Origin of the sequence: Streptococcus salivarius (genome assembly GCF_002094975.1) — a bacterium.
GTDB classification, from domain to species: domain Bacteria; phylum Bacillota; class Bacilli; order Lactobacillales; family Streptococcaceae; genus Streptococcus; species Streptococcus salivarius_D.
Genome location: NZ_CP015283.1, coordinates 1,244,243 through 1,258,559 on the forward strand (window position 1 = coordinate 1,244,243; position 14,317 = coordinate 1,258,559).

The following is a 14,317-nucleotide window of genomic DNA, read 5'->3' on the forward strand; positions in this document are numbered from 1 at the left end:
AACGTCATGATTTTATAAAAAGATTCTTATATTCGTGATAGTTGTAGCCTATAAAAGAGTCTTCCTAATTTATTTATTTTTTCGTCTATAGATATGCTTGAAAGAGTAATTGTCCCCATACAGTTTGAGAAATAGAGTCTTTTTTTCAAAAATCATCCTGTGTAAAATAGAGGGCATAAAAACATGAGAGGTGATTGCAATGACAAATCGTTACGACTTAAATAAAAATTTGGCACAGATGCTTAAGGGGGGCGTCATCATGGACGTTCAAAATCCTGAGCAGGCACGTATTGCTGAAGCGGCAGGAGCAGCTGCAGTCATGGCCTTGGAACGCATTCCGGCCGATATCCGTGCGGTGGGTGGTGTGTCACGTATGAGTGATCCTAAGATGATTAAGGAAATTCAGGACGCTGTTAGTATTCCAGTGATGGCTAAGGTGCGTATTGGTCATTTCGTGGAAGCACAGATTTTGCAGGCGATTGAGATTGATTATATCGACGAGAGTGAGGTTTTGACACCGGCTGATGATCTTATTCATGTGGACAAAACCAAATTTGATGTGCCTTTCGTCTGTGGAGCAAAGGACCTTGGTGAGGCTCTTCGCCGTATTTCAGAAGGGGCATCTATGATTCGTACCAAGGGTGAACCTGGTACTGGTGATATTGTCCAGGCTGTTCACCACTTGCGACTCATGAATCAAGAAATTCGCCGTATTCAAAATCTCAGAGAAGATGAACTCTATATTACTGCTAAAGACTTGCAGGTGCCAATTGATTTGGTCCGTTATGTCCATGAACATGGCAAGTTGCCTGTTGTCAATTTTGCAGCAGGTGGTGTAGCGACGCCAGCAGATGCTGCTCTTATGATGCAGCTGGGTGCTGAAGGTGTCTTTGTTGGTTCAGGGATTTTCAAGTCAGGAGATCCGAAAAAACGTGCGGAAGCTATCGTCAAGGCAGTGACTAACTATAATCGTCCAGATATTTTGGCGCAAGTGTCAGAAGATTTGGGTGAAGCCATGGTTGGTATCAACAAGGATGAAATTGACATCTTAATGGCAGAGCGAGGAAAATAGATGACAAAAATCGGAATACTGGCTTTACAAGGAGCTTTTGCAGAACATGAGCAGGTCTTGAAAGCACTTGGGGTTGAAACGGTTCAAATCAGAAATCGACAGGATTGGGAAGCTCACGCTGATTTAGACGGGCTCATTCTACCAGGGGGAGAGTCGACAGTCATGGGAAAACTTTTGCATGATTTAGACTTGTTTACGCCGATTAAGACGAAAATTGATGCGGGACTACCTGTATTTGGAACCTGTGCAGGTCTGATTTTGTTAGCCAAAACCATAGTAGGGGACCAAACAAAACATTTGGCAAGCATGGACATCAATGTAGCCAGAAATGCCTATGGTCGCCAATTGGGCAGTTTTGTCACAGATGCTGAATTTAAAGGAATAGGGGAAATCCCAATGGTCTTTATTCGTGGGCCAATTATTGAAGCTGTTGGAGCAGAAGTGGAGATTTTAGCTCAAGTCAATGGGGCAATTGTGGCAGCTAGAGAAAAGCAGATGTTAGTGACCTCTTTTCATCCAGAATTAACGGGTGACGAAAGGGTACATGCTTATTTCCTAGATATGATTAATCAGGCAAAAGAAGAAAAGCTTTGATTCAAATTTCATAAATTCATTTACTTCTCCTTCACGCAAAAAAATCCAGAACCTAGGCCCTGGATTTAGGAGATTATGAAAAAGAAAAGTTTTAGGATAGTTATAGTATATAAATCAAAGCCTAAAGTTTTCTTAAAGTAGTAGGTGAGTATTTTTAAGAATTAACTATTGACCGTCTGACCATCCTATGCCAGTGGAACTATCATTGGGTACAACGTAATCATTAAGATTCATACCTGTTTGACTGTTATAGCCATTTCTATCAAAGAAACTGTGGTACTCAGGACCATCTTCAGGATTTCCGGATTTTTTCTCAAAGATATTTTCTCCAGTAAGCTTGTTATAGCCATTTGCATCAATATTACTGAGGTATTCAGATTGTTTTTCGCTAGAAGCAGTATTTGTAGTATTTTCGGTGGTAGAACTAGAGACAGTACCTGAATTCTTTTGAGTAGATTGTGTTGTTACGTTAGTTTGAGTACTAGTTTCAGAGCTATTATTGGTTTCAGTTTTTTGACTAGTTTCGCTTGTATCTCCATCTTTAATCTCAATCAACTTTTGATAAATCTTTTGAGTTAGGTCATTTTGTTGTGTAGCAGTCAATCTTCCAGAAGTTCGGATGATAATCGTACCATAAACATAATGAGATCCAGGATTTAACATAGCTGGGAGTCCGTCGAAAGCACTCAAATACTCATTTCGTTTTTGTGCATCTTCAACTGTTTTGTAGACTTCGATATTGCCACCAGCATCAGTTCCTTTAGTTACAATATCCTTTCCTTCAATAGTGTCAGTAACTAAACTATCAGTAAAATACACGGATGCTGTGTAACTACCTTGTTTATTCAATCCCTTATTTGGAACATTATCTTCGGTTGCTGACTGAACTCCTGTAATGGTATCAATTTCTTTAAGTTTACTTTCGATAAAGCTACTAGAAGGGTTGGTTATTTGTTTTAGTTGTTTAACACTTGTTGAATACTTTTGATTTAGCTCATCGAGTTTCTTTATTTCAGTTGTATAATCTAACGGTTTTTTAAGTACTTCTACCTGTTTGTTAATGTCACTTGTTGACTTTTTGATCTTAGGAATTTTTCGTTTTGCTTTCTCAGCAGAAGTGATTTCATTTTTTAATTCAGAGGAAAGATTTTCATCTAAAGGTTTGTCTTTATTACTTAGGAGTTGATTTGCTGTCTTTATTTTATCTTCTAAGAGATTATTCTTATTTTTTACCTTTTGAGCAATATTATTGAATGAGTCGACTGCCTTTTGATGGGGAGCAAAGGCTAGAAAATAATAAGCAGCAATAAGACAGAGAATTGGAATAAGTCCCCAGAGAGCATTTTTCTTGAGTTTATTTTTCAATTAATTACCTCCAAATATATGTTTTATAAATAAAAAAACAATTTTTTAATTATTCTAAATACTATACGATTTATTATACTTGAATTTTAGTATAATAGGAACCTTTTTTTGCTTTCCGAGTTAGTACTTTTTAAGTTAAACACAAAAAAATCCAGAACTTATGCCCTGGATTTAGGAGATTATGAAAAAGAAAAGTTTTAGGATGGTTATAGTATATAAAGCAAAGCCTAAAGTTTTCTTAAAGTGGAAAAAAGTTTACTTGTGATATGAAAAAGGAAGTTGACAGTTGGTCGACTTCCTTTTTAGCGATTCCTAAATCAAAGTAATTATGAGATATCAATAGTTGTTATTTGAATTATTTTCTTATACTTCACCAGGTCCCATCAAATGTCCATTACCGTCAGCATCGAATTTGAAGGCACCAGTGTTTGTTCTAACAATGGTATTTTCAGCGCGTGCCCCATTCTTAGCATCGTAATAGTGGACAGTTCCGTCATCGTCAAATTTGAATTCACCTCTAAGTTGTCTACCGTTTTGGTCGAAGTAAACATGAATGCCGTTTAAGGTTTGAGGTCCTGTCAGTTTATCCCCTTTAGCATCAACATAGTAGTAGAAATCTTCACGATCTAAATCTTTACTTTCTCTTGGGTACTGTCCATCCTGATCTACGAGATCATTTCCAGGAATGGTAATAGTGAAGTGGAAGATGCGATCACCATCGAGATTTCGGTAATTCCAGTTGTAGACATGAACAAAGCTATCAGTGACGAGAGCACCAGAGTTTTTATCATAATAGTGTCCATCAGGGGCGAAGCGTCCCTTGACTTGTGCGCCATTAGGAAGGAAGTAAAAGCGACTATTTCCAAAGGTTTGAGGTCCTGTTAATGGCTTACCATCAGCATCGAGATAGTACCAGGCAGTAGTATAGACATTTTGATTGTTGATGTCATCACGACCAATATAAGTTAAGATTTCTTTAAAAGCATTGGTTACGAGAGCACCAGAATCTTTATCATAGTATTTACCATTTGGTGCAAAATGTCCCTTGACTTGTATACCAGTGAAATCATCAAAGTAGACTTTAACACCATTGATAGTTTGTTCTCCCTTGAGTTTATCACCTTTATCATTGACGTAAACCCAGTTGCCATCTTCAGTTTCAAGATAGCGTTTTGTTACAAGTGCACCAGAGTCTTTATCAAAATAGCGACCATCCTCTGCAAAACGTCCTTTGACTTGTTTGCCATCCTTGTCAAAGTAGACTGGAATGTTGTCAACGAAGTTGAGACCGATGAGGTTTTTACCGTTTGCATCCTTGTAGTACCAGTTGCCCTCGTTATCACTATAATAGTGACCACCAAAAACTCGTGGTGCCTTGTCTAGGGAGATTGTAGGAATGACGGGAGTGTCTGTTTCTTCACCAGGTTCCATCAAATGTCCATTACCATTTGCATCGAATTTGAAGGCACCAGTGTTGGTTCTGACAATGGTATTTTCAGCGCGTGCACCGTTTTTTGCATCGTAATAATGAACGGTACCATCTTCGTCAAATTTGAACTCACTTCTAAGTTGTCTACCATTTTGGTCGAAGTAAACATGGATGCCGTTTAGGGTTTGAGGTCCTGTCAGTTTATCCCCTTTAGCATCAACATAGTAGTAGAAATCTTCACGATCTAAATCTTTGCTAGAAAGTGGGTAATGACTCATATCAATAAAGTGTGATTTACCGTCAGATCCTATAGCAGAGTCGTTCGGAATAGTAAGCATAAATTTAAGAACACGATTTCCGTCTTGATTTTGGAAATTCCAGTTATAAATATGAACAAATCTATTAGTTACAAGCGCACCAGAATCTTTGTCATAGTAATGTCCATCAGGAGCAAAACGTCCCTTAACTTGTGCTCCATTAGGGAAGAAGTACATGTTTGTACCACCAAGATTTTGAGGACCTTTAAGTGGCCGTCCGTCGGCATCAAGGTAGTACCAATCAGTAGTATAAATGTTTTGACCGTTGATATCATCACGACCAATATAAGTTAAGAGTTCTTTAAAGGTCTTGGTTACAAGAGCACCAGAATCTTTGTCATAGTATCGGCCATCCTCTGCAAAACCACCTTTGATTTGAATACCGTCTTGGCTAAAGTAAACAGGAACATTATCCACATAGTTCAGCCCGACAAGATTTTTGCCATTTGCATCCTTGTAATACCAGTTACCATTATCATCACTATAATAATGTCCACCAGAAATATGAGGTGCATTTTCAAGTGTTACAGAAGGTGTGACTGGCTTTTCATTTTCATCGATTGGGGCAGGTTGTACACTGTTTTTTGTAGGTGTTTTTGTTTCTTCGACAGGAACAGGTTCAGTGACTTTTTCTGCCGAAGTTTTTGTAGTAGAGGCTTCTGAAGTTGCCGTTTTAATAGGTATAGCTTTATTTGCCTGATTATCTTGATTGCTAATTTCTTGTTCAGAAGTGATTTCTACTGGTGATTCGCTTGCTAATTCAGATGATGCGACTTCACTGCTAGGAGCTTCACTAAGAACCGTACTTGTACTAGTAGGTAGCTCAGTATTAGTTGAAATAGGATTTGTAGTAGGTGCTTTGACCTCAACATTAGTTACTGCAGTTTCTTGTGCAGGTGCAAGAATCTCAGTTGGTTGACTAGAAGTTTCAGGTGTTTTCGCTTCATCCGCAAATGCAGGTCGTGCGAGTAAAGTAAAAGTAGCTAGAGCGGTTGCGCAAGAAAGTGCCACAAGGTGTTTCTTTGGGTTAGTCCTTTTCGTAATCATGATAAATTCCCCTTCATCTTAAAATCTTTTCAGTCTAAAAACTGAAATAATGCAAAAATAACTTAATTACAATTGATTGATGACTTAAATCTCTGTAAGGTAGCCGTTTTCATCAATATGATAATTTTTTCCATCAATATTGGCATTACGATTACGCCACATTTGACCATTGTTTGGATCGAAGTAAAGCTTATGTCCCTTGTAGTCTACAATTTCTCCCTGAACTCTTATTGGGAGACCAGCTGCATCACGGAAGTAGTAGTATTCACCCCAAACTTGTTGAAGTCCAGTTACTGCAATACCGTCTTTATCGAAATAGAGCCATCCAGGAATATAACCATGTGAATATTCAAAAAGCATATTCTTGTCGTTATAAATCATACGATTTTTGACAAGTTCACCAGTATAAGGTTCAAAGTAACGGATACCTTCTGGGAACCTAATAAATTGCCCCATAACATTGGTTTGGCTGTCATTGTTGTTGAATCCGATTCCTCGAGCTTGTCGTCCGTATTCAAAATAATAATATTCTTTTTCGCCTTTCTTTTGCCAGCCTGTAACGTATTGTCCGTCGTCGCCGAGGTAAAATGTTCCGAAATCCATGCTCTTATAGCCACCAGGAATTCCCCCTAGAGATCTGACATAGCGGTTTCGCCAAAGTTCACCATCATGTCCAAAGTAGTATGGCTTGCTATCAATGTAAACTTTATGGAAGTCATCCCAATCTCCTTGGTACCAAGGAATGGAGACTCTATACGCAGTGTCAGGATAGAAATAGTAACGGTTTCCATTAATATCTTGCCAGCCTGTTACAGCCACACCATATTTACCAAAGTAACGGTATTCATCGTGAGGAAAATCAGCTACCTTGACAAACTGTTCAGTTATCCTATGCCCTAGATTCTGGTCGTAGAAATAATAATGGTTATTACGTTGGACAGACTCACCTTTGGCTTGTTTACCATCTTCATGGAAATACACGTGCTGATTGTCAACAACGTGTGCGCCTATAAGGTCTTTACCGTCTTTTTTGTAGTGCCAACTACCTTGTACGTCACTATACCATTGACCACCTGTAATATTTTCTTCAGGATCTTCGTCTTGAATTTCTGTGTTTTCATCGTTATTGAAGGAAGAAACATCAGTCTTAAGTCGATTTTCTGAGATGTCCTCATATCTAGCGTTTTCCATACTAGCAGTTTCACTTACTGTAGCTCCTGTTTTAGAAGTAGGTATTTCTGATCTTGTTGAATTTGTTTCAGAGATAACTGTACTTGAAGCCTCTGAAGCGGGTTTAGCTGTTTCAGGAATAGCTGTAGTATCAGTGGTAACACTTGTAGCTTCGCTATTGATAATGCTTGTGCCTGTTGGTGCATCTGTTGTAGTTGCTGTTGGATTTTCATCAAGTGTCTTAGTCTCAACAGTAGCCACTACATTTTCTATAGCAGGTGCGACAACTTCGGTCTTAGCATTCGTATCAGATGCTTTTACTTCTTCCGCAAATGCAGGGCGAGCAACTAGGGAAAAAGCAGCTAGTGCGGTTACACAAGAAAGTGCCACAAGGTGCTTCTTGTACACGTGCCATGGATAATTCATTTCAGTATTCATGATAGACTCCTTTCATAAAATGAACACCGATGTTTGGGTGGTTATAAAGGAGCTCGCCGTTAAAATAGTGTTAAAAGTAGGCAAATCTGTTAAAACGACTGAGTCCCATATCTAAATCTCTCATGTCATGACCATAAGAAGATTTTATAGGGGAGCACGTCAAACGTGTGGCAAGGAGAATATGCTTATGCTGTGTAATTCATATCTAGAAACAAGTGTCTTCACTTATTTATCCTAATACTTTTATTTCTCTCCTTTCGTTTTATTATTGAATCCAGCCTATGGCATATGTCTTTAAATACAAAAAACTAGAACTTTTAGTTTGAAACATTCTCTCTAAAGCTCTAGTTTTGTATTATAGACAGATGTGTGTATGAAAAGAGCCTTAGATTATCATGCCAAAGTGCCTAAGGACCAGTTTTCATGCATAAAAAATTATTTTGACGTTAGAATTCTAAAGCCAAGTTCCTAATCCTAATCCCTCTGTAGTACACTTTCAACGTTTTGGTAAAACGCTTACATGCTCACCTATCTTTATTATAATACTTTTTTAATTACAAACAAGTTTTTTTACAAGATAATCGTAAATGTTAAAAAAATGTCATAATTGGGTTCTGTTTGAATGACAGTGATTGATTATATGAAAAAGGAAGTTGACCAACTGTCGACTTCCTTTTGTGTGAAATAATTGAAATTCATAGTCACTTGTAAATGACTATCGAAGGATATGGCCAACCCCGTCATTATCGAAGTAATAAGTAACGTGATTGATTGTCAAGGTTACATTATCAGCACGATTACCAGAGCCAGGAAGATAATAGTAAGTCTTACCACCTAAAATGATGAGTTTATCTTTAGCTTGTATACCCTTATATTGTCCATAATCATCATCGTAGAAGTAGACATGCTTGCCATCGATAACTCTTCTACCAGTCAGAATATTTCCCTTACTATTTGCATAATACCAGTTATTCTTATGTTCGAAGTATTTTCCGGTTACAAGGGCACCAGTCTCTTTGTCATAATAATGATCACCACGGTATGGATAATTAAACTCACCTTTCACTTTTTCGCCGTAGCTAAAGTAGTACTGAATTCCGTCCAAGTATTTAGCACCGTGAAACTTCTTTCCTTTTTCATCAACATAAAACTCTTTGCCGCCATCCTCAACCAATCTATCTGTTACTAAAGCACCGTTATCTTTATCGTAATAGTGATTATCAGGAGCAAAATGGCCTTTGTATTGGACACCATTGGTGCCGAAATAAACGTTGACGTTATCAATGGTATGAGCACCAAGGAGGAGGTAACCCTTGTCATTGACATAGTACCAGTTACCTTCGGAATCACTAATATAGCGGTTTCGTTCAGTTGATTGACTTTTAATGCTGAGGACACCAGATTGGTCTGCCACATAGGTCTTACCATCGAAATCAAAAGTTGTATCTTTAACCTTTCGACCGTTATCTTTATCAAAATAGTAAACCTTGCCATCGATATCAACGAACTCTCCCTTAGCTTGGCGATGAGTTCCTAAATGGAAATACATGTCATAGCCATCAATAGTTTCGGCACCAACACCAGGTTGTCCATACTCATCGTAGTAGTACCAGTAGCCCTCTTTATCTTGAGAAAAATGAGCGCTCTTAGGTCGAAGGTCCTTAAAATCACTAGAAATGAATTTACCAACCCCATCATTATCAAATTCATAGATATTTGGAAATTCTCTCATAATATAGTGCGTAGGAATATTCAATCGTCTATTTCTAGCAATAGTTCCATCATTGTAGAAGTAATAGTTATTGAAAAATCTGTGCACGACCATGTTTCCATCATCTTGGAAAAAGTACCTATTACCATTGATGGTTTGCCATCCTGTGACTGGTAGGCCATCGGCACCAAAATAATACCTTTCGAGTTCAGGATGTTCTTTGCTGTCATAATTGGAATAAGGAGCAAAGTCAAATCTTATTTCTTTAGCATAGTTTTCTTCAGGAATGAATCGTCCAGCTTTGAAGGTGACGAGTCGGTTCGTCACAAGGGCGCCGTTATCTGGGTCGTAAAAATAGGATTTACCATTGACCTTACGGCGTTCACCCTTGACCTGTCTACCATTCGAATCAAAGTAATAAGTCAAACCATCAATGGTTTGTAGTCCAGTAACTAGTTTTCCATCTTTATCCATATAGTACCAGTGACCACCATTATCTTGTAGAAAAGCTGGATGGTTATTTGCCACCGTAACGATACCATTAGGATCAATATTCAGTTTGAAATCACCGTTGTTGAGATGTGTGTCTTTAACTAATTGTCCTGCATTTTCTTTGCCAGCATCTCCAAACAGATAGAGCTTGTCTCCGACCACGTTCAAGCCATAGCTAAGTTGACCGTTTCTATCAGGATTAAAGTAATAGGTTTGTCCTTTGATATCTTGTAAGCCAGAAACTCGCACGCCATCGCTACCTAGATAGTAAGTTTGACCATTTTCTTCAACAAATTCATCATGGAGCATACGTGCACTATCTGTAAAGTAATAGAGTTTTCCATCAATAGTTTCGAAACCAGGATGTTCTCGCTCTTTTTTGAAATAATAGCGTTCACCATTAATATCTTGCCATCCCATAAGCTTATTACCGTTGTTATCGTAGTAATAAGTTACGTAATAAGGATGTCTTGTAGTGATAAGACTTCCTAGATAGTTTTCTGTTTCAATACGTTCTTCTTTTTCGGTAACAAATCCATTCCTTTTTTCAGTAAAGGCAGAACGGTCAGTTCCTCTTGTGGTATTTTCGTTTGGGATATCACCGACAGGTGACACATTCTCAGCTGTAACACTCTCACTAGTTGTTGCACTCACCTCAGAATGTGCAGTTTCAGAATTAGCTAGTTCCGAACTAGCTGTACTTGTGACTTCAGAGCTTGTTTTTTCAGAAATAGTTTCTGTTGAAGTAACTTCAGAGGTGACTACTGGTGTTTCTGATACTGTGGCGGCTTCGCTCGAAGCGGTAGCAACTGTGTTTTCTGCAGGTTTAGCTGTGGCTTCATTACTTGCTGGAGCATCGACGTCAATAGCGCCTTCTTTGATGATGGCTTCAACAGTTGCTTCATTAACAGGGGTAGGTTGTTCTTCAGCTGAAGCATAGTTAAGGCCAGCAAAACTCAATCCCAAAGCAAGTCCTGTCACTGCAATAGTTACCCAATGTTTTTTAACTTTGTGAAGTTTAAAATGTACTTTCTTTTCCATGATAATTCTCCTTTCATTGAAAGATAAATTGGAATTATATGTGTGAAATAAATATTATTCGTAAATATATTTAATAACTCTTCCATCACCGTTTTCATCGAAATGAACAACCTCAGCTTTCACCTTGTAACGAATTGAGTGATTAAAAGTAATGTCAACATTTTTAGCACGTTTTCCAGTTTTTGGGTAATAATAATGGTAGAAGTAGTCATTTCCCGCCCAAATTGTTCGCAATTCATCGTAGCCTAGTCTACCATCATCGTGAAAATAGTAGTAATCATCTCCAATCTTTTGTTCACCCTTATAACATTTACCATCACTACCAACATAGTAACGATAACCGTCAATGTCAACGAATTTGTCACGTCCTAAGTCAACAAGTTCACCAGTATTCTTGTCATAGTAATAACCATCATCAGCAACAATACCTTTAGCTTGTTTACCATCTTTATCAAAGTAAACCTTCACATTATCGATAGTTTTGTGTCCAGTTACCTTTTGACTATTTTCATCGACGTAGTACCAACTATTAGAATATTTTTTACCAAAATATCTAGTAATTGCACCAGTTGAGGTGTCTGCTAGACTAGGGTATCTATCGAATTGAAATACTTGAACATAATTATGGTCGATAGGCTCATTACCTAGGTCGGTGATAAAATGCCAAGGTTTTATTTGAACATAACGTTTTGTGACTAAAGCTCCGGTGTCTTTATCGTGATATCTACCATCTGGTGCGAAATCCCCTTTTAATTGTGGTCCATCAGGGTAGAAGTAGTAGTCCTCACCGTTAATAGTCTGATAACCTGACACCTTGTAGCCACTATTATCTAGGTAGTAGCGGAATGTAGTTGAGATACCATTAGCACGCCATTCACGAGCGATTCTTACAGTACGCTCTCTGAAAGTATTTCTTGCTAAGTTACCTGTATGTTTATCGTAATATTTACCGTTTTTTGCGAAACCTCCTTTTACTTGCTCTCCATTTTCATCGAAGAATACTGTTTCACCATTAATAGTATGCTCCTCTTTTAAAGCGATTCCTTCGGAACCAAAATAGTAAAATGGTTTTGTATCATCGCTAAATCCATTGTGGTTAGAAGGAACGTATAAGTTCCTAGCTAGATGACCATTATCATTCATATAATGGATATTGTGGTAGTCATCATAGAACAGTCCATTTTTTTTGATATCATCTTTCTTTTCAGTAATGACACCTTCTTGATCTGAAATATAAAGTTTATCGTTCACTTCAAAAAGTGTTCCAATGACACGCTCACCATTAATTTTATCGTAGTAGTATTTGTTTCCTCCTTGTTTAATAAACTCTCCTTTAGATTGCTTTCCGTTTTGGTCAACATAATACCATTTACCATTTATCATAACTGATCGGTTGACACCTAAATTAACACGAGCACCGGTATCTTTATCATAATAGTAACCATCGTCTGCGAACTGGTCTTTGATTTGTTCACCATAGGCATTAAAATAAACAGCAACACCATTTATTGTTTGGGGACCGTGAAGGAATTTTCCGTCATATCCTGCATAATAGGTGACTTTTCTAATTTTAGGGTTAAGATAGTCATTCTCTAGGTGATAGATAGTAACGTATTGATTTTTAACCATCATTCCTTGGTAGTCATAATAATAGCTGTTTTCAAATTCGTCGGTAACAATTTGGTTGCGATAGTTTAAAGCATATGGTACCTCAGAGAGTTTACCTTCATTATCAGCTTTATAGGTCTTTCCATCGATTTGAATAAGAGAGTTGATAACCATTTGTCCATTATGCAAATCATAGTAATGTTTTGGTAGACCTGAATTTGAGTAGCTAGCTTCACCTTTTAGTTGACGACCATTACCGTCAAAACAAACATGATAACTATCAACAATTTGGTTTCCAATGAGTTTTTGACCATTTTCATCGACATAGTACCAGTTTCCATTGTCTTCTACATAAGCATTAGTAACAAGTTCACCACTATCCTTGTCATAAAAGTGTCCATTCGGAGCGAAGTGTCCTTTAACTTGGACTCCACTGTCCTTAAAGTAAACTTTGACGTTATCAATGGTTTGTTCGCCAATGAGTTTATTGCCATCGGAGTTGTAGTAATACCAGTTGCCTTTATCATCGCTGACATATTGGTTATGGAATCTAGAATCACCTTGGATAGTAATGTTACCCTCTTTATCTGCGATATAATGGATACCGTTTAACTCAAAGGAAGTGTCCTTGACTTTACGGCCATTGTCTTTGTCAAAGTAGTAGATTTTATTATCAATATTAATGAATTCGCCTTTAGCTTGATGTCCTTCTGGACGAGATGATTCATGGAAGTAGAGTTCAAAGCCATCAATAGTCTTAGGTCCAGTGACTGGAAATCCGTCTTTGTTGAAGTAATACCAACGACCTTCGTAGTCCATCATAAATTGATTTTTTGGATATTCTATATTATTTTCTGAAGGAAGAGTATAGTAAATTGGGAACGGATAAGTCACAATGTTTAGTTGTTTATTGAGATAATCAGCCACCCCATTGTGGTCTGAATAAAATACATATGGCATAGACTTCCGAAGACCCTTTTCGATGATAGGAAATTGTTTGTTTTTGGCTAAGGCCCCTTTGTCATCAAAGTAGTAGCGTTTGTGATCTAATTCCATTAGTCTATGAACAGCAACTTGGCCATTGTCATAGATGTAATAGTCATCACCTAAAATTGTCTGACGACCTTTCTCAAGTGTGTTACCATTTTTATCGAAATAGTAACGTTCTAATCCAGGCATTACATAATAGTTTGGTTCGATATAAGCAGGTTCATTGAAGTAAACAACTTTACTATAGTTTTCTTCTGGAATATAGTGGCTGTCTTTGAATGTAATAAAACGGTCTGTTACTAGCTTGCCATCGTTTTCATCGTAAAAGTGGAGTTTATCGTCAACTTTCCTAAGTTGCCCTTTTACCATAGTGCCGTCATTGTTAAAGTAATATTGGAAACCGTTGATTTCTTTTGGTCCAGTAACCAGCTGCCCTTTTGTATCTACATAATAGGTAACACCATTTGCATCTGAAACGAAACTCTCTCTTTTATCTGTCTTTTTTGTGATACCTTCCGCTTCAACAGTGATGGTGAAATCGCCATCTTTTTGTGAGGTATCTAAAGTTGTTTTATCAGGAGAAGTACTTATGATGAGGTTTTCGTTGTTTGTAGGTGTATTTGTTGCACTTACCTCAGAATGAACAGTTTCAGAATTAGATGCTTCCGAACTAGCTGTGCTTGTGACTTCAAAGCTTGGTTTTTCAGAAACAATTTCTGTTGAAGCCACTTCAGAGCTAGCTACTGGTGTTTCTGACACTGTGGCAGTTTCGCTCGAAGCGGTAGCAGCTGTATTTTCTGTAGGTTTAGTTGTGGCTTCATTACTTGCTGGAGCATCGACGTCAATAGCGCCTTCTTTGATGGTGGCTTCAACAGTTGCTTCATTAACAGGGGTAGGTTGTTCTTCAGCTGAAGCATAGTTGAGACCTGCAAAACTCAATCCCAAAGCTAGTCCTGTCACTGCAATAGTTACCCAATGTTTTTTTACTTTGTGAAGTTTAAAATGTACTTTCTTTTCCATGATAATTCTCCTTTCATTTTAAA

7 protein-coding genes are annotated in these 14,317 nt (G+C 37.8%); 2 read left to right on the top strand and 5 right to left on the bottom strand.

Features of this window, described 5'->3' with window-relative positions; genetic code table 11:
* The first annotated feature begins 199 nt into the window (after window positions 1-199).
* Together pdxS and pdxT are read left to right on the top strand one after the other, a co-directional pair.
* On the top strand, window positions 200-1,072 hold the full coding sequence (gene pdxS, locus V471_RS05960; RefSeq protein ID WP_002883851.1) for a pyridoxal 5'-phosphate synthase lyase subunit PdxS: 873 nt from the start codon (window positions 200-202) through the stop codon (window positions 1,070-1,072).
* Complete coding sequence (gene pdxT, locus V471_RS05965) at window positions 1,073-1,666, top strand: pyridoxal 5'-phosphate synthase glutaminase subunit PdxT (RefSeq protein ID WP_084871226.1); 594 nt, start codon at window positions 1,073-1,075, stop codon at window positions 1,664-1,666. It abuts the gene before it with no gap.
* A gap of 165 nt (window positions 1,667-1,831) precedes the next feature.
* Here the strand turns inward: pdxT and V471_RS05970 are convergent, their stop codons facing one another.
* From V471_RS05970 to V471_RS05990, 5 genes are all read right to left on the bottom strand, one after another.
* On the bottom strand, window positions 1,832-3,031 hold the full coding sequence (locus V471_RS05970; protein WP_084871227.1) for a hypothetical protein: 1,200 nt from the start codon (window positions 3,029-3,031) through the stop codon (window positions 1,832-1,834).
* Between the two features lie 363 nt (window positions 3,032-3,394).
* Complete coding sequence (locus V471_RS05975; RefSeq protein WP_084871228.1) at window positions 3,395-5,824, bottom strand: glucosyl transferase; 2,430 nt, start codon at window positions 5,822-5,824, stop codon at window positions 3,395-3,397.
* Between the two features lie 84 nt (window positions 5,825-5,908).
* Window positions 5,909-7,432, bottom strand: a complete 1,524-nt coding sequence (locus tag V471_RS05980; RefSeq protein WP_002883853.1) for a glucosyl transferase — start codon at window positions 7,430-7,432, stop codon at window positions 5,909-5,911.
* 715 nt (window positions 7,433-8,147) lie between these two features.
* On the bottom strand, window positions 8,148-10,676 hold the full coding sequence (locus V471_RS05985) for a KxYKxGKxW signal peptide domain-containing protein (RefSeq protein WP_084871229.1): 2,529 nt from the start codon (window positions 10,674-10,676) through the stop codon (window positions 8,148-8,150).
* Window positions 10,677-10,730: 54 nt separating this feature from the next.
* On the bottom strand, window positions 10,731-14,294 hold the full coding sequence (locus V471_RS05990; RefSeq protein WP_084871230.1) for a KxYKxGKxW signal peptide domain-containing protein: 3,564 nt from the start codon (window positions 14,292-14,294) through the stop codon (window positions 10,731-10,733).
* Window positions 14,295-14,317 lie beyond the last annotated feature (23 nt).

Bases quoted from the DNA above. Each gene is read 5' to 3' on its own strand.
- V471_RS05975 (WP_084871228.1), bottom strand. From the start codon at position 5,824: ATGATTACGAAAAGGACTAACCCAAAGAAACACCTTGTGGCACTTTCT.
- pdxS (WP_002883851.1), top strand. From the start codon at position 200: ATGACAAATCGTTACGACTTAAATAAAAATTTGGCACAGATGCTTAAG.
- V471_RS05985 (WP_084871229.1), bottom strand. From the start codon at position 10,676: ATGGAAAAGAAAGTACATTTTAAACTTCACAAAGTTAAAAAACATTGG.
- V471_RS05980 (WP_002883853.1), bottom strand. From the start codon at position 7,432: ATGAATACTGAAATGAATTATCCATGGCACGTGTACAAGAAGCACCTT.
- pdxT (WP_084871226.1), top strand. From the start codon at position 1,073: ATGACAAAAATCGGAATACTGGCTTTACAAGGAGCTTTTGCAGAACAT.
- V471_RS05990 (WP_084871230.1), bottom strand. From the start codon at position 14,294: ATGGAAAAGAAAGTACATTTTAAACTTCACAAAGTAAAAAAACATTGG.